Genomic DNA, 21,510 nt, shown 5'->3' on the forward strand with positions numbered 1-21,510 from the left:
TCGCATGAAAACTCAAATTAATACTCTCCTTTTTCTTCTGCCATTGATTATTTTATTCAGTTCTTGCAGAACATATATCACTCCAGCTCTACCCGGAAATAACATGGGCTATCTGCCACGGCAGATGGAGGCTGATAGTATTAAATCTTTAACGCACGCATCAGCAAGTTATGCTGGTGCATCCTCTCCCGGGAATGGTAGCGTTTCATTTGAAATGGGTATGTTAAACGTGAATCGTGCCCATACTTTTAAAGGATTTAATGTTGCATACGGTGCTTTTGGTTATTTTGGAAGTGCAGAACACCAGTATTCAAATGGCAAGAATGATGCTGATTACCCGCCAGCTTTTAACAAAAACATGTATGGATTTGGTTTAAGGACTTCGATAGGTTTCCATAGCACTTCTCTAAATGGAAATACAGATTTTAGATTTATAAACTGGGAAAATGCTTTAAGTACAGAAAGTGGATCATACGCTGATTTTAGGGATGAAATTTATAATGGTAAAGTGTACAATTATGCGGGTGTTTCAAACAGGAAAAGATTTTGGACAACCGGATTATCAACATAAGTGATTTTCAGGGCAAGGCGTAATCACGACATTAAGCATGCCTTTCGGTTTTTTATCGGTGGAACGCCCGGACTAGCTAACAGTTTTAAATATGGCCAGTTTATAAATCTTGAGAAAGTAATGAACAGTTCTTCCGCATGGAATTTCAACTATTTTTTAAATGTAAAGAAAATTACGCTTTCGCTTGAAATGGCCAAAAATATAAATTTTGCCAGTAAGATTTCCCTTGGATATAGGTTCCAATAAAACATATCGAGGCGAATGCTGTTCTGTTATAAATAAAATCAAGTATTATGAACAGAACAATAGGAATTATATTAATGGTTGTAGGTATTGCCATGCTCATCTGGACTGGTTTTTCTTACACTAAAAGAGAAAAAGTTGTGGATGCAGGTCCCATTCAAATATCAGCAGATAAAGAAAAATCTGTAAACTGGCCTCCATATGCCGGTGGTATTATTTTAATAGCGGGTGTAATTGTTTTTGCGACTTCGAAGAACAAGAAATAATATTGAAAAAACTTTCTGGCTATTATTTTAACTGAGTTAAATTATAATCTGGTTGAGCTAGTTAATACGATTTTGTAATTTATTGATTTTTAATTACTTATAATGTATAAAATATATTTATGCAACATAGTTGCATAAATATGAGTCATTATTTTGCAACTATGTTGCAATTGATTAACTTAGTGCTGTTGCAACCGGGGATAAGCCGAACCCCCGTAACCACAGTAGGCATCAATATTAATCAATTATTTTATGAAAAATCAATCAGAAAAAATCACATTGAGCTTCGAAGACCTTCAATTGGAAAGTTTTGTAACCAGTATCGATAGCGAAGTAGCTATGCGTTTATCTGGTGGTTTGGGTAATGTATCTGAGCCAACCCACACTGAGCAAACAGATGACCACCATACGCCACCAGTTAGGTGTACTACTGTGATCTGTTAATTAACACAGGTATTTTCATCTCAAGGCGCTTTAGGGCGCCTTGTTTTGCCAACAAAGCTATTTGCTTAAATCACGGAACAAGTTTTGGATAACGAATTGAGCGGGCAGATTTAGCATTTAATCATTTTGCAATCCAATTTTTTATTATCCTATTTCAATAAAGCCCGCCTCAATCAATAACCTGATTTGCTGAATCATTTTCTTTGTTAACTCCTCCAAAGACTTTTCGTTGGGAGAATCTTCAAATAATGTGGATTTGAGTAATTTTACGAGCTCCTCTCCTTTCATTTTTTCTTTCTCTATTGCATTTAAAATTAACGCGGTAAATACTCCAACACTAATTTCTCTTATTCCGTTTTCATCACTGATTAACAGAAGCATCTCATTTTCTCTATGTTGTTTCGGACGATAAATTTTTATCCGATCGCTTAATCTGAAAAATTGGTGGAGTAACTCCAGATCAGTTAGCTTAAGGTTTTTTTCGGCCTGTTTAAGCCAGTGTTTATGTTTTTGCCCGAAACTGAAATAACCTTTGTGTTTTTTCCATAAATCAACCAAAGTGCTTTCCAGATGAAATGAAGTTGCAATGTCGTCGTTGCGGATTTTAGAAATTTCTGATTCTAGTTTTGCTCTAAAATTGTAAATGTCTTCAGCCTCAAAAGCCGAAAAATCCTTTAATTTCCCCAGTGTTCTGGGATAATATTTTGAAAAAATCGACCTTTTAATTTGAATTTCATCATATTGATGCTCAAGTGTTGATTTTTGATCATTGTGGGGTAACCCGGGATTCAAAATGTTATCAAAGCCTTCCCCCATTAAAATAGCTAAAATAATATAACCCACTCCTGTTTTTCCTGATAACAAGCCATAATCATCAATACCGGATGAAACATAAGTGTTATAACTATTTGTTCTTTGATGGAGTTCTCCGGCCTGATCTAATATTAAATCAATTTGAGACGTTAATTGATAACTTAACAAAACGGGGATCATTCCGCAATACCCGCTCACTAAGGTAAAATCAGTTCGATTTAGCTTCTTTAAATCATCCAGACAGCGTTCCAGGGCGTTTCGGCAATCCGCTTGATAATCTTTTTGTTTTGTAAGCTGCAGGGCCATTTGTCTCGTCAATACAATTCCCGCAGCACCATGCGCCCATGAATTTACATCCGTCATTTCAGGTAAAAACGTCTCCAGCCTCCATTCATGCACGTCAGGCTTATCCAACCTGTGCGGACCAAGCCGCAAGTCCAGCCAGTTTTTAGCAGGTTGGTGGAAATATTGCATTTCGTACCGCAAAGCTTCTTTAGCCAGATAAATCAATCCCGAAGCATTAAAATACTGGCCAACCTGCAGCAACACCCAGGCAATACCCGAGGCGCCATGAGAAAAGCCGGTCATGCTATCATAGGCTTTTTTCGATCTGGAATAGTCCCATTTTAACCCCTTTTCGGAGATCCGTGCTTCTGTAATTAACCGATCGATCAGCAATCTCACCAGGTCTAATACTTGAGGGTGATTGGTGTAGTGATAAAGTAAGTTTAATAACAGCAAATTACCACTGTAGCCGCTTAAAAGATCGGCTTTTAATAATTCGGTTAATTGTTTTTGATGATGGAGCGTTAATGTTAAAGCTTTTTCTTTATAAAACCCACCATTCGTCACTTCATAAATTTTGATGCAGGTGTAAATTACCCCTCCCAAACCGGTATACAAAGCAAAAGATTTAGGGTGAAGCACTTCTTCTGCATTTAAAATCCGGTGCATCGCTTTGTTTATGATACGCAGGTGATCTGCATTTCTATCAAACTGATATAATTGGAGAAAAAAAAGAACGATGCCACAATTACCGTTAAAGAGGTCATAACTTTCCCTAAATTCATATTCTTCCGGGTTGATATAAAATGGCGTTGGCCACCAGATTTCCTGATCAGTTTCTTTGAAATTCAGGCATAAGTCGTCGTAAATCTTATAAAGCTGATTTCTTAATCTTTCGATCTGTTTTGCAGTAAACATTATCAAATACTAGGTGATGGATTCTTCGTGGATAAACTCAAGACAGGTTAATATACAGTACATGATGTAAGCTTCTTCATAATTATAAACACCTAAACGGTTATTATTCATATGCATAAAGCTGGATATTACCTGAAATAATCTATTTTCTTCCAAATCAGACGATCTGTATAGTTTTAGTATACCAATGGTTTCAGATAAATATGCGTTTAAATCATTACCTGCTTCCCTGGCTTTAAGCGCTTGCCAAAACTGGTATGCAGCTTTAACCATTTGAGGTTTTGATGTTTCAAAAACGGTTTCAAACTGGTTTAGCCAAAATAACCTTTGCCTTTCCTTCGGTTCTGTTTGATTAAAGAGTCTGGGTAGCCAGCCTTCTAAAAATAAGTTACACACATTTATTAATGCATCCTTATTCCATCCGGTAGCATATAACAAGGTGAGGTGCACTTTTATAGCCTGTGTGATAAGCGATTGGTTGGTTTTCTTATTGACGATCCAGTTTAAAATATAGGCAGACGAACATTCAAAATATTGTTCTGCCCATGGCATAGTCTCTAAGTTTCCATATCGCTCGACTTCTGGTTCATATTCGGCGATCTGAATGGATTTTATTACTGAACTTTCTGCAGAAAGTGATTTAACGATTGAATGGTGCCGGTTTTCTGTAGCTTTTAACCTCAAACGGATATGATCGCCACCTTCCCAGTAACGTATAAAAAACCAGGGCGCATGCCATTGCTGAATAAAAGGATGAACCAGCTGTTTTAAAAGTTGATCGGCATCTCCATAGTGAAATAGATATACCGATAACCATTTGTCTTGTTGATTTTCCATAAACTGATCAGTTATTGTACCATTGGATCAGGTATTCGCTTACCTTATTCTTATTCTTTGTTGGTTTCGGAAATACCTCTTCAAGGGTAATGTAATTGCCGGCCCTCAACAATAATTTCTTAAACATGGCTAAAAACAATGGGCTATGGAAAGAAAGGTATTGCGGTTTATAATCATCATGCAGGCCTTCCCTTTTGTCATCCGATTGAGTTTGATAAGCACGTTTTCTTAAAAAGATAAATATCTCACGAGGTATTTTACTATTAATGAGCCAGTTGTTTAACCTGATAAAATATTCAAAATCTGTTTCAAACTGATCCTGTTGGGGAATAATGGATGTTTTAATACGCCATGTTTTACGCCTTAAAATAATATTTTGGGCATAAACTATTCTCGGCAATGTAAATAAATCAGGAGAAGGAACGCGATGTCGATCTAGGTAAAACTGGTCAACCAGTTGAATAAAGGGCTGTAACGAGACACGCGCATCGGGATTGAAATGTGCGAGCAGTTGATAAAGGTTAGACCGGTTGTAAAAAGACTCTAAACTTAAATCATAACTGTAAAATTCAGTATCTTCTTTATAAAGTCTTAACACTTCATTTTCTTTATCATAATTTATCCTTAAATCGCTTATGTTAAATTGTTTGCCTAACGGATAAATGTTATTTCCGCCCGGAAGTTCAAGTTCATGAGCCAGCAATGGCGGATGGATGTTCGCATTAAATGTTGAAGCATCGTTCAGTTCTACCTTAACGGCGCCATGATGAAGGTTTTCATTATGCTTGACAATACTTTTGGTAATTTTTTGATCAAAGAGCGATAAAAAGCGGCCGCTCACTTTGCCCATTCCTGGCAATAAAGCGTTGATAACGCCGGCAAAGCCATTTTCATTTTCGCCAAATTGTACAAACATTCCTGTTGCAGCATTTTTAGCTAGGTCAGAGGCAGCTGGCAGGCCATCAAAGAAATTAACGTCTAAATGAATCCGGCTTTCATCATTGTCTTCAATCGCTGATAGTTTCTTCAAAACTGCATCTTTCCAATACTTTAAAGCTGGAAAATCAGTAGTTGAAAGTGACTGTTCTTGTTTTTCAGGCTTTTTTACGTGGAAGTAGTAATTTCTGTAAAAAGTTATCAGGTCTGCTGTTTCATTATCACCGTAGTGCGCTAAAAAGAAATCACGCATTTTTTTACGTTCTTTCCGCATCACATCAAGCGGAAGTAAGAAACTGATCAGTTCATTTGTTTTATCAACAAAATCCTTTATCTGTTGTTCAGGCAGTTCCAGTTTTTCTGTTATAAAGCAGTCTTCGTAAAAAATATGCCTGGCTGAAAAATAGTAAGGAATAAATTTATGGATTGAAATTTTTTCTGCTTCAGGGCTTTCCGGTGTTATTTTTTTTTCTGATGCGCTACTGTAAAAAGGAAGTCCAGCTTCCTGTTGTAATCGGCAAAACACTTCATTTAATTGCTTTTCTGCTTCCTGAAGAATTTGATAGCGCTCAAAAGAACCAGCTGATGAGTACTGATTTCTGTATTGCTGCAGGTTTTGAAAAAGTGTGATAACCGGTATTGCCGATGGCTCCACTCCTTTGAACGATTCCATAAAAAGTAGTAATTTGCTGTCCCATGCTTCGTCCATACCAGAAAACCCTAAGCTCATTTCAAGCATACCCGCTTCAACTAATTTAATGACGTATATCTTGATACTTTCATAATCCGCGTTGTCAACATCCTGATAAAGTCTGAGGATCAATTGTTTAAGTGAGGTAGATTGACGCTGATTTAATTGCCGGTAAACTAATAATTGCAGGCCTTTCGCATTGATCTGCTGAAACGATTCGATATTGTTGATATTGCTTAAGAAGCAGATTTTATCCTTTTTTATTGACGCCGTTATATTTAGTTTAATCAGTAATTGCTCGTTTAATAAAGGATGCCTTTTCAATATTGATTTGAGGTATTCGAATATCGCATTATTTAATTTTAATCGGCTACAAACTCTATGATGAGTCGTTTCGGATATCTCTGATGCACTCAGTGTTGCCAGCCCGGTATAGGTAAAACTACTGAATGGTGAAGTTTTAAAAGTCATTCTGCTCAGGTACCTCATCAAGCTGAATAAAGTCCGGTGTTCTTTCTGTTTAAAGCTTTTAACGTCTTTTTGCGTAAAATTGCTTAACTGCTCATAAAGTAGCGGACTTGATAACAAAAGCCCGTTCTGCAGTTCAGGCAGTTGTGCTGTTGCCTGTATTTTTTGCTGATGAATTTGCTGTTCTTCTTCAAATTTTAGGGAACACTCATTTTTAAAAAGGCTAAGTTGTTGCAACTTGTTTAAATAAAGCTGAAAATCGTGCTGAAGCGTTTGTGGTAATAAAGAAACAGAATGAGGATCAATCTGTTTATTGTTGAATAACTGACGTTTAATATTAATTAACTGCTGTCTAACTTTATCATCCGTCTGAAGATTGATTACAGGGTATAAAGCATCGCATAGTCTGTTTTTGAATTTCTCTTTGTCATCAAAATGCGTTTGATAAGACGATAAAAGATGTTCTGAATCTTTGAGTTGCAGCTGATCAAAAAGTTGATGGTGTAATCCGGCATAACGTACCAACGAATAAGGAAAAATCTGTAAGCTCATATCTATATTTTATTTACCGAGTTCGAGTTGATTTTTGATCAGGTTATAATAACTTCCTTTATTGAGCAATAACGTTTCATGCGTACCACATTCCATTATTTCGCCCTGGTGCAGTACGATAATCTGATCAGCATGTTTAACTGTGCTGAGCCGATGGGCTACAATCAGCACTGTTTTACCTTTAAAAAAAGTATTAAGGTTATTCACTATCGAGCGTTCATTCTGCGCATCAAGTGCATTGGTGGCTTCATCCAAAAAAATATAATCCGGATTGCGATAAATCATCCTGGCGATTAAAAGGCGTTGTTTCTGTCCTTCACTAAGTCCATAACCATCTCTTCCAACTACTGTATCATAACCAAAAGGCATTGAAGAGAAAAAATCGTGCATATTGGCCATTTTTGCTGCTTCATAAAGGCGTTTATAGTCTTTCATCGCTGCACCCGCGAAAATGTTATTGGCTATAGAATCCATAAAAACATAACCATCCTGCATCACTACGCCACAATGTTTCCGCCACAATTTTGCATTTACCTGCTCAAGTTTTTGCTCTCCTATGAAAATTTCACCTTCCGCAAGACCGTAAAACTTTAATAATAACTTGATAAGCGTTGTTTTACCGCTCCCACTTGTGCCTACAATGGCAGTTACTTTTCCAGCCGGAATAAATAGGTCAATATTTTTTAAAACGAAAGGTGCATGCCTGCTCCCGTATCTAAATGACACTTTGTTTAATGAAATATCAACCGGGCCTAAGTTTTTTAGTGGTTCTTTCATATTCAGATCCTCCTCCTCCTCCTGTTGCACTTCATCCATCCGCATTAAACTGAACTTGGTGTTTTGTGATACCCTCGCAAATTCTACCAGTTGGTTTACAGGAGCATTTAGCTGTCCACATACGTAAGTAACGGCTAGCATGCCGCCAAGGGTGATTTGATCATTGATTACCAACATGGCTGCAGCGTATGTAATCAATACGTTTTTGATTTCATTGATAAAAGACCCCACCCCTTGCATGCGTTGATCGAGTTGGAGGGCTTCCTGTTTTAAGTCAAACGACTGGTCCTGAAGGCTTTCCCAGAGCTGCTTTTTATTTTCTTCGCTACCTGTAAGTTTGATTTCCTGCATGGCATAAAAAATTTCCAAAAGCAGCTGTTGATTGGCAGAGAGTACCTTAAATTTTTTCTGATCGATGATTTTGCGCTTCTGCTGAAAAGAATTTGACCATAAGATGCTGCCTGCTGCACCAACAATAAAAAGCAGAAATATTTGCCAGTTGTAATAGCAGAGAACACCACCTAACACCACTAAGGTAATGGCCGACAGGATAAAATTAATGAGGAAATTGGTCAGAAATTCTTCGATGCGCTGGTTATCATTTACCCGCTGCATATTGTCGCCGGCCTGCCGGTTATCAAAAAATGAAAACGGGAGTTTCATCAATTTAGCGAGAAATTCTTTTAGCATGGTAATGCTCGTTCTGGCACCAATACGAAATAGAATCCTGGCCCGCATAAAATCCATCAACATCCTGCCCGAAAAAAGCATTAACTGACCAAGACAGATGAGCAATAGTAAATTGGTGTTTTTAGCATTAATTCCCTTATCAACTACCATTTGGGTAAGTAATGGGATAGTTAACGAAAAGCCACTGGCCAGAAGCAAGCTGATTAGAATGGGGAGCCAACCTTTTTTGTGCATTTTAAGGTAAGGCAATAACGACCATAAGGAAGTTTTATGTTCGTCGGGCGCTTTCAGGTCTTCGAAAGCCTGGGTGGGCTGAAGTAACAAAACGCGCCCTGTATTCCTTTCTGTATTGATTGTCCAGGCAGTTAAAAAATCGTCAACGCTGAGTTTAATTTTGCTATTTAAGGCCGGATCGGCCAGGTAAGTATGTTTATCATTTACTTCATAAAGAACCACATAATGTTCTTTTTGCCAGTGTAATATGCAGGGTAAAGGAATGTTGTTCAGTTTATGAAAAGGTAATTCTGCTGCAAGAGTTTTAAAACCCAGCTGATCCGCAGCATCGGTCAGATTGAGTAATGTTGTTCCCTGCTTTCCGATCCCGCATAACTTTCTTAAATACTGCATAGACAGGTTTTTACCGTGATGAGCTGCAACCATTTTTAAACAAACCGGACCGCAATCCATGGCATCGGGCTGTTTGTAAAACGGATAATTATTTCTACGGATAAAATCTTTAATCATGGAAAAAACCACATTATGTAAATGCAATATAGTTGCAAATATGTAAAATATAATGCAACTTTGATGCATTAATAAAAATAAATTTCAGATGAGAACCAAGGGTTTTGGCATGTGGCAGATGCTGATCAAAAAAGAATTATTACTGAGCTACCGGGATAAAACAGTGCTGATTTCGGTCATTGCCATATGGATATTGTTTATAGCCGCTATGTTTTGTACTTTTTTAAATTACAATGCCAACCATAAACAGCGATTGGAAGCCAATGCTTTATTCAGACAGCAATGGGCGCATCAACAGCGTAATCCGCATGATGCTGCACACTTTGGAACTTACCTGTTCAAGCCCATGCATCTGCTTAATGTTTTCGATCCGGGTATTAATGATTATGCAGGAAATACCTACCGGATAGAAGCACACCAACAGCACGAAATCAGCGATAGTAACGCTGAACACCATGATTCGGCTTTGCGTTTTGCCAACCTCAGCTTCGCGCTTATTTTACAATTGTTAGTCCCCTTGTTTCTGCTGTTTATTACTGCTATCAGTATCACCAGCGAGAAAGAGAACGGCACGCTTAAAATGCTTTTGGCTCAGGGTTTAAGTAGCAGAAAAATGATCTGGGCGAAAGTTTGGGCCAATTACCTGCTTGTCGTAATGATTATACTTCCCGCCTTTTTAATCGTGGCTTTAGCGGTTACTTTTACAGGCGATGCCAGCCTGCTCTTTGGCAGGCTGGTATGGATTTTAGCAACTTGTTTATTATACTACCTGCTAGTTGCTTTACTTGGTACACTTATTTCTGCAGTAAGCAATCATTCAGGGAAAGCATTGTTAGGTGCCTTATGCTTCTGGATTTTCATGAGCATTATTTTCCCTAAAATAGTAACCGGTATAGCCATCCATAACTACCCGTTAATGTCTCGCGCCGCTTTTAATGATTTGGTGGAGCAGGGTTACAGAAAGGGCCTGAATGGAAAAGATCCTTACGCTGACCGCGGAAAACGATACATCGATAGTTTATTGAATAAATATCATGTAGACAGTGTACAGGCGTTACCTTTTAATGTAGACGGCTTTACCCTTCAGTTTAATGAAGATTATCGTACCATGGTCTTTAACCACTATTATAAGACCGTTGAAAACCGTTTTGATCAACAGCGACGTCTTTTAAGCCTATCCGGTATTTTTGATCCCTTTTTATCAACCAAACGCCTTTCGATGGCGCTGGCAGGTTCTGATTTTTATCATCACGAAGACTTTTTTAAACAGGCACAAACCTATCGCAACCACCTGATCAGAAAATTGAATTTACAGTTGGCTATGCATGGTAAGGATGTTAAGGGAGAATATGTGGTAGGACCCCGCTATTTTGGCCAGTTTAAAGATTTCAGCTATCAATTACCCACACTTTACTGTGTATTACAGTTAGAAAAAATTGCTATCGTTTCATTGATTGGATGGATACTTATGCTCATGTTTTTACTTCAGTTCATTGTTTCACGTTCTTTAGCACTTAATTATGCAACTCTTTAAAACCATTTTTTTATTCGAGTTCAGGCTGTTGACCAGGCAAAAATTTATATTGGTTTTAATCGGTTTTTTCGTTGCAGCCGGACTTTACAGTATTTACGACGGTTACCGTTTTACTCAAAAACAATTATTGGCTATTGATAGTCTTCAACATGAATATCAGAAAAAGTATGAGGAAGCTGTCGCAAGTTTCTCTGCTGATACAACTACTGCAGCTGGAAAGACTTTATTTAATCAGGCTGGAATTCCTTCGGTAATTGAGTATAAGAACCCTTTATATGCCATTCATAAGCCTCATTCATTAAGTATTTTATCGATTGGACAAAGGGATTTAACGCCTTATTATGATGTGATTACCCGCAGACGGAATTTTGTTCAAGGTTCAAATGCTGAAATTTCTAATCCAGAGGTGCTTGCATCAGGAAATTTCGATCTCGCTTATGTGATTGTCTATCTGCTCCCCTTACTCGCCATTGCGTTAAGCTATAATATCTTATCAAAGGAGAAGGAACAACAAACGGATAAATTACTTTCTTTGCAAGGGCTGTATTTTGCCAGAATAATTAGCTATAAACTTGTTTTTAGGTTTATGCTGATTGGCGCAATGGCATGGTTTCTCAGTATTGTTGGTTTTGTCAGTTCGGCCTTTTTAATTTCTTTTGATGCGATAGCGGCTATATTGTGGATGCTTAGCATTAGTGTTTATCTTTTCTTTTGGTTTGCGGTTATTTTTTTAATCGTCAGATTAGATCAAAATTCTGTTCACAATGCACTTTATCTTTTAGGAACATGGTGTTTTTTCTTAATGCTCTTACCCGCATTGTGTAACGCCATTGTGCGTTTGCATTATCCCATTCCACTAAAAACCGATGCTGCTGTCGCCTTAAGAGAAAATAGTGAATCGGTTTGGGCATTGCCGCGCAAACTCCTTATCGATACATTTTACCTGAATAACCCCAAATACAGACATTTAAGGACAGCCTCTGACACGAGCGAAAACAATACTAAACGTTTTGCAGCCTACTATGATCTTTTAGGACGCCGAATGACCGCGGTTGCAAAAAATTACAACCAGTATTCTGCAAAACAAAATACATCTTCCAATCATGTAAGCTGGATAAATCCGGCAACTAAAACTCAATATTTATTGAACGGGATTGCTGAAACCGGATTGAAGGATTATCTCTCATATCAGGACCAGGTAAACGCTTTTCAAAAACAATGGGTTGATTTTATGAATGATTATATCATAGCAGATAAAAAACTAAGCTTAAATGATTTAAAAACCCTGCCTGAATTTAAGTTTAAACCAGCACCAGATAAAAATCAGCAAATTCTGCTTGGTATATTCTACCTGTTTTGCATTGACTTATGCATCATTTTTTTTGCCGCAAAACTCCGGATTTAAATTAAAATCACCATACATATAACAAATCAATCACACAAAAAAAAATGAAGAAAAAATTTTACATTATTTTATTTTTACTGATTTCGATACAACAGGTTTATGCACAGCACGAAAAGCGCATTAAATCAGTGCAGGATTCTACGGCCAAAGTACGCCAGCTTAGCGAAGTCCGTATCGATGGTCAGAAAGCAATCAAGCTCAAAAAGGATACTTTATCGAATAGTTTGAGGATGCAGATTCCGCTGTTACAGATGCCCCAGAATATTATCAGCATTTCTGCTGCGCTGATACAGCAACAAGGCGGGGTACAATTAAAAGATATGGCCAGAAATGCCAGTGGTGTATATTTTGGATATAACAGTTCACCTTTCGATAATTCTGCATCAATAAAAGTGAGGGGGTTTAACGCAGCCACCACCATCAATGGAATGCCAAGCCGATTGGTTTTGGGCGCGACGCTTGATGATGAAGCCATTATCGAAAACCTTGAATTTGTTAAAGGACCGGCAGGATTTATCAGTGCGTTGGGTGAGCCTGGCGGAACGTTGAATATCGTAACAAAATCACCAAAAGAAAAACTGCTAAATGTAATGGTCACAGGGGGCAATTACAATTTGTTACGTGCTACAGTAGATTTTGGGAGTGCATTAAAAAGCAAGGGGTTTTCGTATCGCTTCAATACGGCTTTTCAGCATCAGGATTCATATCTCAATTACATGAAAACAGCCAAATATGTAGTAGCACCTGTGTTGCAATATAATTTTAGTCCGCGTACATTTTTGATTGCAGAATATAATTACGTTCGTGGAGAGGTTAGAAATGGATCTTCCATTAATAAGTTGCGTCAGGATAAGGATGTGCTGCAAGATCCGATCAGCTTAAATTTCAGTGCGGGAATTGGTTTACCTTTAAGTGTTTCGCAAACGCACACCTTCAGGTTTAATGCTGTTCACAAATTTAATGAGAACTGGCAGCTTACCTCACAATCGAATTTTGTGAAAGCACCCGCCAACCAGTGGTACATGGTATCGGCCAATAACCGGACATCGATCAGTTTTAACGCGCAAGGCAAAACCAACCGCATTGCAAGCAATTCCAATATGTTGGGCGAAACCTATAACACCAACCTGTTTCTGTCTGGTAAATTTAAAACCGGTACATTTAAACACACCCTATTAATCGGTAGTGATTATACTACAGGTAAAGATTCACTATCAACCTACTACGGAACCAACTCCTTCCCTTTTGAACGGAATAATCCAGATTTTTATGTAAATGCGAATACCGTAGGCGTCACTAAAAGATCAATCAGGCAAGAGAATCACATTCACTATTCAGCAGCCTATGTTTATGATAATATCGCCTTTGACAAATTTCTACTGACCGTTGGGGCGCGTTATACCGATTACCGTAACCGCAATATTTTAACCACTACAAGAGGCCCGCGCTTGCCAGATTATTACAGACAACATGCTTTCTCGCCCCGTGCTGCGCTAAGCTTTATGCCTGATTCGACTTTGTCTGTCTATTTTCTTTATGATCAATCATTTGTACCTAAAACCGGTCAGGTAGTAACCGAAACCATTGATGGCCCACAGGAAGGACAAAAAACAGTTACCGCATCAAAACCTGTAGAACCCGAACTTGGAAATAATTATGAAATTGGCATCAAAAAAAACTGGTTTAATGGCCGGTTATTAACTACATTAAATGGCTTTCATACAGTAAAAAGAAACGTAGCAGCCAGAGATTTCAGGAGTTATGCAGCTGCTGCAGGAGCCATAGCCTATTATCTTCAGTTGGGTGAGGTAGTGAGCAATGGTTTTGAAGTAGACGTGATCGGAAACATTACTGATCGGCTGTCAATGATCACAAATTACACTTATTTGGATGCTAAAATAACCAAAGATAATAACCTAAACCCGACGGCCGATGATCCCTCAATTGTTGGACAGAAAATGCCTGATGTCCCTCAACAGGTATTTAACACCTGGTTACAATATAGCATTCCTTTAAATGGCTATCATAAAATCTCCATCAGCGCAGGGCAAACCACTATTGCAAAACTTTCCGCAATCAGCCAGAGGGATACCTATCTGCCCAGCTACACCAAGTTTGATGCAGGCTTGAGTTTCATCAGCCCTAAATACATGTTCAGGGTGATTGCAGATAATTTAACTAACAAACGATATATAGCATCGGGAGATATCACAACGGATTTTCCGTACACGGGCAACAATTATTTCTTTGTTGAAGGAGAACCTTTTAACATCAGGCTCTCAGTAGGCCTAAAATTCTAACTTTAAAATATTTCAGAATTTGTATTTGTAAATGATTTGAAGTAAAAATCATTGCGCGAAGGCTTTTTCAGCGGAGGAAGCGCATCGAGTTAGCCTGGCTTTAAGATTGCAAGGCTAACTCGTTTCTTCCGCTATGAAAAAGTTATATCTCGTAACTATATACCGATCTTATCGCATCTCTTAGGTTATATTTTGAGGCCATCACTTCTCCGTAAGCACCTGCACTTCTGATCGCAAAAATATCCCCTCTAAAGGATTCCGGTTGTTCTACCTCTTTGCCAAAACAATCGGTACTTTCACAAATTGGGCCAACGATATCGTATTTTACGACTTCGGACGCTGGGCTCCGGACTCCGGACTGACTAAGATTCTCTATTTTATGATAAGCCTGATACAATGCGGGACGCATCAATTCGGTCATCCCTGCATCTAAAACAACAAAGTTTTTCTTCTTTCCGTTTTTAATATACAGTACACGGGTAATTAATGATGCTGATTGACCAACCAAAGCCCTGCCCAGTTCAAAATGCACCTCCTGACCAGGTTTAGTGCTTAAGAATTCATTGAATATTTTAAAGTATGATCCGAAATCAGGAATTTGATGATCGGGATTGTGGTAATCGATCCCTAAACCACCACCTACATTCAATACCTGAAGTTTAAACCCCTTATCTTCAAACCAAGCGGCAAATTCATTTACACGAACGCAAAGGTTTTTATATACATCCAGATTGGTAATCTGCGAGCCGATGTGAAAATGAATACCGATAAACTTAAGGTTTTCTGAAGCTTTTAGGGCATCGGCGCATTCAGTTAAATCCCATGAATTGATCCCGAATTTATTTTCATCTAACCCTGTTGTAATATTATGATGGGTATGTGCATCAACATTTGGATTAATGCGGATGGCAACCTGAGCGGTTTTACCTTTTTTAGCCGCCAGTTCATTTAATACCGCTAATTCCTGGATAGATTCTACATTAAAGCAGAAGATATCAAGATCGAGGGCCTCATTAATCTCTTTGTCAGATTTACCAACGCCGGCAAAAACAATTTTTTTATTGTCGAAACCAACCTCTACTGCTCTTTTTACCTCGCCGGCACTGACGCAATCTGCACCGAAACCAATTTCTTTGATCTGTTTTAACACTATAGGATTGAAATTTGCCTTTAATGCATAATGGATGTGAAATTGATAAGGAGCTGCTGCATCTGCACAAGTTTGCAGGGTTTTTTGCAACAGATCGGTATCATAGTAGTAAAAAGGCGTTTCAATATTGTTAAACTTTGATATATCTTTATCGGCAAACATGTTCAAATTCCTTGTTATAATTTTAATTTTATTCTTTGCGCTAATTTATTTGGGTAACTACCTCGATTTAAAGCATGGAAGAATTACCCGGAAACAATACAATGGGAAAATCCGATTTTTTATCGTATTGCTATTATTGTTACTGTTTCTTTTGTTTATAAAAAAATGAAGATAGCAGCCGCCATATTTATTGTGCTTATTCTTTCTGCAGGATTATTTAATTCTTACAAAAAATATAAAAACGGTTTGTTACCAGCAAACTTTCTGGCTTTTCATTGCCTTGTCGGCTTGCTGGTTGTAATCGGCGCCTTTTTCTTATTATTCGAATAACCTGTTGTGTAAGCTTCTCAAAGCTTCTGTTTTATATTCGCTTAAAATTAAAAGAGAAACGTTATAGTTACTTCCTCCATAAGAAATCATACGGATCGGAATGTGTTTTAATCCTTCTAAAACCCTACTGGCGAAACCGTGTTTCTCTGAACCAAAATCGCCCACTACACATACAATACTGTGGTTGGTATCTACTTCAACAGTTCCAAAACTTTCCAGTTCTTCAATAATCTGTGGCAAATGCGCGGTTTCATCAATGGTTAAAGATACGGCAACCTCAGAAGTGGTAATCATATCAATCGGTGTTTTGTAGCGTTCAAAAACCTCAAAAACCCTGCGTAAGAAACCATAGGCCAGCAACATCCGGCTGGATTGGATGCGGATTGCCGTAATACCATCTTTAGCGGCTATTGATTTAATTTTACCTTTTTCGCTATTATGGGTAATTAAAGTGCCAGCAGCAGAAGGTTCCATGGTATTCAGCAAACGAACCGGTATCTTATATTTCTGTGCAGGGAAAACAGATTGAGGATGTAAAATTTTGGCCCCAAAATAAGCCAGCTCAGCTGCTTCATCAAATGATAACTGCGCAATTGGTTTAGTTCCTTTAACAATACGTGGATCGTTATTATGCATCCCGTCTATATCCGTCCAGATCTGAACTTCCTCGGCCATAATTGCCGCGCCCAATAAAGATGCGGTATAATCACTACCGCCACGGCGTAGGTTATCAACTTCACCAAAACTGTTACGACAGATGTAACCTTGTGTAATGAAGAGTTTATTGTCTTTATGTTGTTCCAGCAACGGCATTAAGTGCTTTGTGGTAAACGGAATGTCAGGTTCATTATCCTCATCCGTTTTCATAAAATCCAAAGCAGGCAATAGTACAGATGGTACGCCAATGGATTTTAAATAAATATGGTATAAAGTGGTTGATAAAAGCTCCCCTTGTGCCAATACCACTTTCTCTTCAATTGATGTGAAAATATCATTGGCTAAACCTGCCAAAAAGTTGAAGTGATAATCGATTACTTCATTGCCCTGTTCCTGAAATTCGGCAGCAGGCAATAACTCAATCACAAACGTTTTATATTTTTGATACAGGTTTTCTACGGCTTCGCTTCCCTTCTTCTTATCGCCAGCTAAAAAATGAGTTGCAATTTCTACTAAACTATTTGTAGTTCCAGACACGGCTGATAAAACTACAATCTGCTCTTCATTTGGATTAATGATATCCAACAATTTCGTCATGCGCTCGGGACTACCTACAGAAGTACCCCCAAATTTTAATATTTTCATTTACTTGCTAATGGTTTTAAAAGGTAACGAAACGTTCAGTTTTTTTATCCCAGGGCTTGGTTTAAAAGTTTATGATGATTTCGTTTATTTATAAACTGTTTCTAATCCATGATTATGCGAGGAGAACCTTACTGATTTTGCAACGATTATGAAAAAAGTTAAAATCGCCTCACATTAATAATGGATTTTCTTTATTATTGTATCGGGGCGTGAAATTAAACAAAAGCAGCTTAAAAGCAACACCCTCAACAAAATAAAATTTGGATGAATTGAAATAACTATCTTCAAACCAAACCTCATCCATTAAAATTTGTTCATCACGAGATATTAAACTAAAAAAAACAGCTCAATGCAGGCAATTGACCAATCAACGCAAGCCACCATTAATCAATGGTTAAATGGAAATTATGATGAAGATACCAAGGCTGAAATCCAGTCCCTTGTAGATAAAAATGCAACAACCGAACTAACTGATGCATTTTACAGAAGTTTGGAGTTCGGAACTGGCGGTTTACGTGGCATTATGGGTGCAGGTTCTAACCGTATAAACAAATACACCATCGGAACGGCTACACAGGGATTAGCCAACTACCTAAACAATAAATATCCAAACGAACAGATCAAAGTGGCGATTGCGCACGATAGTCGCAATAATTCAGATTACTTTGCAAAAATCACCGCCGATGTGTTCTCGGCCAATGGCATATACGTATATTTCTTCTCTGGATTAAGACCAACGCCAGAGCTTTCTTTTGCTGTACGTCATTTTGGTTGCAAAAGTGGTGTAATGTTAACGGCATCGCATAACCCTAAAGAGTATAATGGTTACAAAGCTTACGGTGCTGATGGAGGTCAGTTTACTTCTCCCGATGATAAACTGGTGATTGATGAAGTAAATAAAATTAAAAGCATAGATGAAGTAAAATTTGATCGCGTTGATGCAAACGTTCAATTGATTGGTGAGGAGGTTGATCAGTTATATCTGGATGGCATTACAGCGCTATCGATTTCCCCTGATGCGATTAAAAGACAGCAGGATTTAAAAATTGTATACTCTCCTATCCATGGAACTGGAATTACATTGGTTCCTAAAGCTTTAGCGCAGTTTGGCTTTACGAACGTAACTATTGTTGAAGAGCAAAGTACGCCTGATGGTAATTTTCCAACTGTGGTGTATCCTAACCCGGAAGAAAAAGATGCATTGACTTTAGCGATGAACAAAGCTAAAGAAATAGATGCTGATTTAGTTCTGGCAACCGACCCTGATGCTGACCGCGTGGGTATTGCCGTAAAAAACAATAATGGCGAATGGGTATTGCTTAACGGTAACCAAACAGGCAGTTTGTTGATTAATTACTTATTATCTGCCTGGCAGGATAGCGGTAAATTGGATGGCAATCAGTTTATTGTAAAAACCATAGTAACCTCTAACCTGATCGAAGAAATTGCCAAAAAGAAAAATGTAACCTACTATAATACGTTAACCGGATTTAAATATATCGGGCAGTTAATGACCGAACTTGAAGGCAAAAAGTATTTTATCGGTGGTGGTGAAGAAAGCTATGGCTACCTGATTGGTGATTTGGTGCGCGATAAAGATGCTGTGGTTTCTGCCGCTTTCATTTCTGAAATGACGGCGTATTATAAAGATAAAGGTGCTAGTTTATATAATGCCCTGTTGGATATGTATGTAGAGTATGGCCTTTATAAAGAAGACCTGGTTTCGCTAACCAAAAAAGGTAAATCCGGTGCTGAAGAAATCAAAGCCATGATGGTTAAATTCAGAGAAAATCCGCCTGCAACTTTGGGTGGTTCTAAAGTATCGGTATTAAAAGATTATGAATTAGGACAGGAGACAGATTTATCAACCGGAAAGATAACCAAACTGGATTATCCTACCTCCGATGTTTTACAGTTTATTACTGAAGATGGCAGTATTGTTTCAGCCCGCCCGAGTGGTACAGAGCCAAAAATTAAATTCTATTGCAGTGTAAATGCACCTTTAGCCGATAGAAAAGATTTTGATTCGGTTAATGCAAAGCTTGAAGAGAAGATCAAAACGGTTATGGCTGATTTACAGGCATAATTTTAATGCTTAATTATAGTAGTAGTTGTCACATCGAGCTTGCCGAAACGCCTTTTAAACATTCAAAAGAGGTTCTTCGCCTAGCTACCATTGACATGATCTACTAGTCGGTCGTCATCCGATAGTAATCGGATCTCGTGCATTGGGGAAACTTAATACAAGCGTTTTAAGATTGCCATCAAGCTGGGAATGACGACTTCTTTTTTAGGATTTTATAACCTCAACTGGTCTTAGCGTCTCGCTAAGACCTTTAATTCCTATATAGGGACGGATTAGTACGGAGGATTTCGATCAATGCCATTTTACCTTATGTTTCCAATAGTGAGCGTTACAATTCTTATACTTCTTCTATATCGGGACTTGGTGATGTAAATTTATTTGTCAGAAGTCAGGAGACTTGGTCAGCAGGTATAAAACGGACAATTTTGAACGCTGAACTTCTGAGGTTTTAAGTAATGAATAATGCAAGAGTTCAAAAATTACTGTCGAAATATGTGATGCATATGTTCTATCCGCCCAAACATCCTACTTTCGGACATCTGACCCCGGACTTTTCCAAACATTAAAGATCTAAATAAATACCTTGTATATTTACATCTTTAAAATAATATTATGAATAAAATCACAATTTATTTAGCTACGTCCCTGCTAGCTGTTTCTATATTTTCGGCTTGTAAACAAGAAAGAAAGCTTCCATTTTATGGGGAACGCCATGCTGAAACGGTTAAAGATGCCGCTGGTGTGGAGAAAATTGACACTGTTTATCAAACCATTCCTGCCTGGTCTTTCCTGAACCAGGATAGTGTGGTCACTACAAATAAGGCTACTGATGGAAAGGTTTATGTCGCCGATTTCTTTTTTACTTCCTGCACCACCATCTGCCCTACCATGCACCGCAATTTAATGACGGTTTACAATGATTTTAAAACCAATCCCGACGTAATGTTTGTATCACACACGATTGATTTTAAATATGACAAACCTCATGTTCTGAAAAAATATGCTCAGAAACTAGGTGTTGATGGGCCGAAATGGTTATTTCTTTACGGCACCAAAGATAGCGTATATACCTTGGCCGAAAAGAACTACTTAGTTGCTGTTGGGGAAGACAGTACAGCTAAAGATGGTTATATCCACCAGGGTTATCTGGTTTTGATTGATAAAGACAGGCGGATTCGCGGCGCTTATGATGGTACTAAAGCAGACCAGGTAGCGCAATTAAAGAAAGATATTCCGGTTTTACTGGCAGAGTATAAAAAGTAATCATCAGTCTTCATCCCGATCCGTTAGGGATGAAGATTTTACAATAAACATCCATGCGCAAGTACATTATCAATGCACTCTTTTTTATTTCCCTGGTTGCCATTGTCGTTTCCTGCCAGAATCAGGAGACGATTGACCTACAGAACTACATGTCGAATGGAAAAGATATCTATGAAACTAAATGTCAGAACTGCCATGGTGAAAATGGTGAAGGTTTGGGTCAGCTCGCTCCCCCGTTAACTGATTCTGTGTTTTTAAAGGCAAATAAATCCCGTTTAGCATGTTTCATTAAAAATGGAGTAAATGAATCATTAGTTGTTAACGGTAAAGAATACAAGGAAAAAATGCCTGCTTTTCAAGAACTGGCTGATATTGATGTTGCGCAGGTAATGGTTTACATTACCAATTCGTTTGGCAATAAGCAGGGATTTGTGCCTTACTCGCAGGTTTCAACAGATTTGGAAAATTGCAAGTAAATATCATTTCGTATATTTAAAGTATGACAACGATAACTCTTTAATTTCCAGATAGCTTAGGTAGGTATGAGCATGATATGTTACATTTCATCGCAGCAAAGCTTTATGAATCTGGAAAATGATCATTAGGTCAAGCTGCTGCTATGGCTGACTTATCTGTACGTATCTTTTCTGAATATCAGATTATGATGTTTCGTTAATCAATTATTCTGTTTCAGAAATGTTAAAAGATGCAGGGAAAATATGAAATCGTAATCATTGATACAA

At 38.0% G+C, this 21,510-nt stretch carries 16 protein-coding genes; 10 read left to right on the forward strand and 6 right to left on the reverse strand.

Annotated elements, in window-relative coordinates:
* Positions 1-4 precede the first annotated feature (4 nt).
* From ACIQXP_RS16120 to ACIQXP_RS16130, 3 genes are all read left to right on the forward strand, one after another.
* Complete coding sequence (locus ACIQXP_RS16120; RefSeq protein ID WP_387506027.1) at positions 5-571, forward strand: hypothetical protein; 567 nt, start codon at positions 5-7, stop codon at positions 569-571.
* A 293-nt stretch (positions 572-864) separates the two neighbouring features.
* On the forward strand, positions 865-1,080 hold the full coding sequence (locus ACIQXP_RS16125) for a hypothetical protein (RefSeq protein ID WP_293742236.1): 216 nt from the start codon (positions 865-867) through the stop codon (positions 1,078-1,080).
* Between the two features lie 252 nt (positions 1,081-1,332).
* Entirely contained in the window at positions 1,333-1,524 is a 192-nt protein-coding gene (locus tag ACIQXP_RS16130; protein ID WP_293742235.1) for a pinensin family lanthipeptide, read from the forward strand.
* Positions 1,525-1,668: 144 nt separating this feature from the next.
* Here ACIQXP_RS16130 and ACIQXP_RS16135 read toward each other — a convergent pair whose 3' ends face one another.
* The 4 genes from ACIQXP_RS16135 to ACIQXP_RS16150 are packed head-to-tail and all read right to left on the reverse strand — an operon-like array spanning position 1,669 to position 9,235.
* On the reverse strand, positions 1,669-3,540 hold the full coding sequence (locus tag ACIQXP_RS16135) for a lanthionine synthetase LanC family protein (protein WP_387506025.1): 1,872 nt from the start codon (positions 3,538-3,540) through the stop codon (positions 1,669-1,671).
* A 9-nt stretch (positions 3,541-3,549) separates the two neighbouring features.
* Positions 3,550-4,377, reverse strand: coding sequence for a thiopeptide-type bacteriocin biosynthesis protein (locus tag ACIQXP_RS16140; protein ID WP_387506024.1), 828 nt, complete (start codon positions 4,375-4,377; stop codon positions 3,550-3,552).
* A 7-nt stretch (positions 4,378-4,384) separates the two neighbouring features.
* Positions 4,385-7,024: a lantibiotic dehydratase gene (locus ACIQXP_RS16145; protein WP_387506023.1), complete on the reverse strand. Its 2,640-nt coding sequence runs from the start codon at positions 7,022-7,024 to the stop codon at positions 4,385-4,387.
* Positions 7,025-7,033: 9 nt separating this feature from the next.
* Positions 7,034-9,235 (reverse strand): peptidase domain-containing ABC transporter, encoded by a 2,202-nt coding sequence (locus ACIQXP_RS16150; protein ID WP_387506022.1) that lies wholly within the window; start codon positions 9,233-9,235, stop codon positions 7,034-7,036.
* A gap of 88 nt (positions 9,236-9,323) precedes the next feature.
* Between ACIQXP_RS16150 and ACIQXP_RS16155 the strand changes: the two genes are divergently transcribed.
* From ACIQXP_RS16155 to ACIQXP_RS16165, 3 genes are read left to right on the forward strand one after another with little or no spacing between them, the layout of a single operon-like run.
* Complete coding sequence (locus tag ACIQXP_RS16155; RefSeq protein ID WP_387506021.1) at positions 9,324-10,769, forward strand: ABC transporter permease subunit; 1,446 nt, start codon at positions 9,324-9,326, stop codon at positions 10,767-10,769.
* Entirely contained in the window at positions 10,756-12,174 is a 1,419-nt protein-coding gene (locus ACIQXP_RS16160) for a DUF3526 domain-containing protein (protein WP_387506020.1), read from the forward strand. Before ACIQXP_RS16155 ends, ACIQXP_RS16160 begins: the two co-directional genes overlap by 14 nt.
* A gap of 44 nt (positions 12,175-12,218) precedes the next feature.
* Entirely contained in the window at positions 12,219-14,474 is a 2,256-nt protein-coding gene (locus tag ACIQXP_RS16165) for a TonB-dependent siderophore receptor (protein ID WP_387506019.1), read from the forward strand.
* 142 nt (positions 14,475-14,616) lie between these two features.
* Here ACIQXP_RS16165 and lysA read toward each other — a convergent pair whose 3' ends face one another.
* The gene (lysA, locus tag ACIQXP_RS16170) at positions 14,617-15,786 is read right to left on the reverse strand and encodes a diaminopimelate decarboxylase (RefSeq protein ID WP_387506018.1); all 1,170 of its coding nucleotides are present in this window, start codon (positions 15,784-15,786) and stop codon (positions 14,617-14,619) included.
* Positions 15,787-15,951: 165 nt separating this feature from the next.
* On the opposite strand from lysA, the gene ACIQXP_RS16175 reads away from it, so the two are divergent.
* Positions 15,952-16,116: a hypothetical protein gene (locus ACIQXP_RS16175; RefSeq protein WP_378937044.1), complete on the forward strand. Its 165-nt coding sequence runs from the start codon at positions 15,952-15,954 to the stop codon at positions 16,114-16,116.
* On the opposite strand, the gene ACIQXP_RS16180 is transcribed toward ACIQXP_RS16175, so the two are convergent.
* Positions 16,105-17,418: an aspartate kinase gene (locus ACIQXP_RS16180; RefSeq protein WP_090978966.1), complete on the reverse strand. Its 1,314-nt coding sequence runs from the start codon at positions 17,416-17,418 to the stop codon at positions 16,105-16,107. The two genes, ACIQXP_RS16175 and ACIQXP_RS16180, sit on opposite strands and share 12 nt — an antisense overlap.
* A gap of 349 nt (positions 17,419-17,767) precedes the next feature.
* On the opposite strand from ACIQXP_RS16180, the gene ACIQXP_RS16185 reads away from it, so the two are divergent.
* The 3 genes from ACIQXP_RS16185 to ACIQXP_RS16195 all read left to right on the forward strand — a co-directional run bounded on the left by ACIQXP_RS16185 (position 17,768) and on the right by ACIQXP_RS16195 (position 21,243).
* A complete protein-coding gene (locus ACIQXP_RS16185) occupies positions 17,768-19,504 on the forward strand; it encodes a phospho-sugar mutase (RefSeq protein WP_378937040.1) in 1,737 nt (578 codons plus the stop codon).
* A 612-nt stretch (positions 19,505-20,116) separates the two neighbouring features.
* The gene (locus ACIQXP_RS16190; protein WP_387506017.1) at positions 20,117-20,767 is read left to right on the forward strand and encodes an SCO family protein; all 651 of its coding nucleotides are present in this window, start codon (positions 20,117-20,119) and stop codon (positions 20,765-20,767) included.
* 53 nt (positions 20,768-20,820) lie between these two features.
* Positions 20,821-21,243: a c-type cytochrome gene (locus ACIQXP_RS16195; RefSeq protein WP_293742222.1), complete on the forward strand. Its 423-nt coding sequence runs from the start codon at positions 20,821-20,823 to the stop codon at positions 21,241-21,243.
* The last annotated feature ends 267 nt before the right edge of the window (positions 21,244-21,510 follow it).

Origin of the sequence: Pedobacter suwonensis, assembly GCF_044762335.1 — a bacterium.
GTDB lineage: Bacteria > Bacteroidota > Bacteroidia > Sphingobacteriales > Sphingobacteriaceae > Pedobacter.

Excerpts from the sequence above, each read along its gene's own strand:
- ACIQXP_RS16120 (WP_387506027.1), top strand. The coding sequence starts at position 5 with ATGAAAACTCAAATTAATACTCTCCTTTTTCTTCTGCCATTGATTATT.
- ACIQXP_RS16125 (WP_293742236.1), top strand. The coding sequence starts at position 865 with ATGAACAGAACAATAGGAATTATATTAATGGTTGTAGGTATTGCCATG.
- ACIQXP_RS16130 (WP_293742235.1), top strand. The coding sequence starts at position 1,333 with ATGAAAAATCAATCAGAAAAAATCACATTGAGCTTCGAAGACCTTCAA.
- ACIQXP_RS16135 (WP_387506025.1), bottom strand. The coding sequence starts at position 3,540 with ATGTTTACTGCAAAACAGATCGAAAGATTAAGAAATCAGCTTTATAAG.
- ACIQXP_RS16140 (WP_387506024.1), bottom strand. The coding sequence starts at position 4,377 with ATGGAAAATCAACAAGACAAATGGTTATCGGTATATCTATTTCACTAT.
- ACIQXP_RS16145 (WP_387506023.1), bottom strand. The coding sequence starts at position 7,024 with ATGAGCTTACAGATTTTTCCTTATTCGTTGGTACGTTATGCCGGATTA.
- ACIQXP_RS16150 (WP_387506022.1), bottom strand. The coding sequence starts at position 9,235 with ATGATTAAAGATTTTATCCGTAGAAATAATTATCCGTTTTACAAACAG.
- ACIQXP_RS16155 (WP_387506021.1), top strand. The coding sequence starts at position 9,324 with ATGAGAACCAAGGGTTTTGGCATGTGGCAGATGCTGATCAAAAAAGAA.
- ACIQXP_RS16160 (WP_387506020.1), top strand. The coding sequence starts at position 10,756 with ATGCAACTCTTTAAAACCATTTTTTTATTCGAGTTCAGGCTGTTGACC.
- ACIQXP_RS16165 (WP_387506019.1), top strand. The coding sequence starts at position 12,219 with ATGAAGAAAAAATTTTACATTATTTTATTTTTACTGATTTCGATACAA.
- lysA (WP_387506018.1), bottom strand. The coding sequence starts at position 15,786 with ATGTTTGCCGATAAAGATATATCAAAGTTTAACAATATTGAAACGCCT.
- ACIQXP_RS16175 (WP_378937044.1), top strand. The coding sequence starts at position 15,952 with ATGAAGATAGCAGCCGCCATATTTATTGTGCTTATTCTTTCTGCAGGA.
- ACIQXP_RS16180 (WP_090978966.1), bottom strand. The coding sequence starts at position 17,418 with ATGAAAATATTAAAATTTGGGGGTACTTCTGTAGGTAGTCCCGAGCGC.
- ACIQXP_RS16185 (WP_378937040.1), top strand. The coding sequence starts at position 17,768 with ATGCAGGCAATTGACCAATCAACGCAAGCCACCATTAATCAATGGTTA.
- ACIQXP_RS16190 (WP_387506017.1), top strand. The coding sequence starts at position 20,117 with ATGAATAAAATCACAATTTATTTAGCTACGTCCCTGCTAGCTGTTTCT.
- ACIQXP_RS16195 (WP_293742222.1), top strand. The coding sequence starts at position 20,821 with ATGCGCAAGTACATTATCAATGCACTCTTTTTTATTTCCCTGGTTGCC.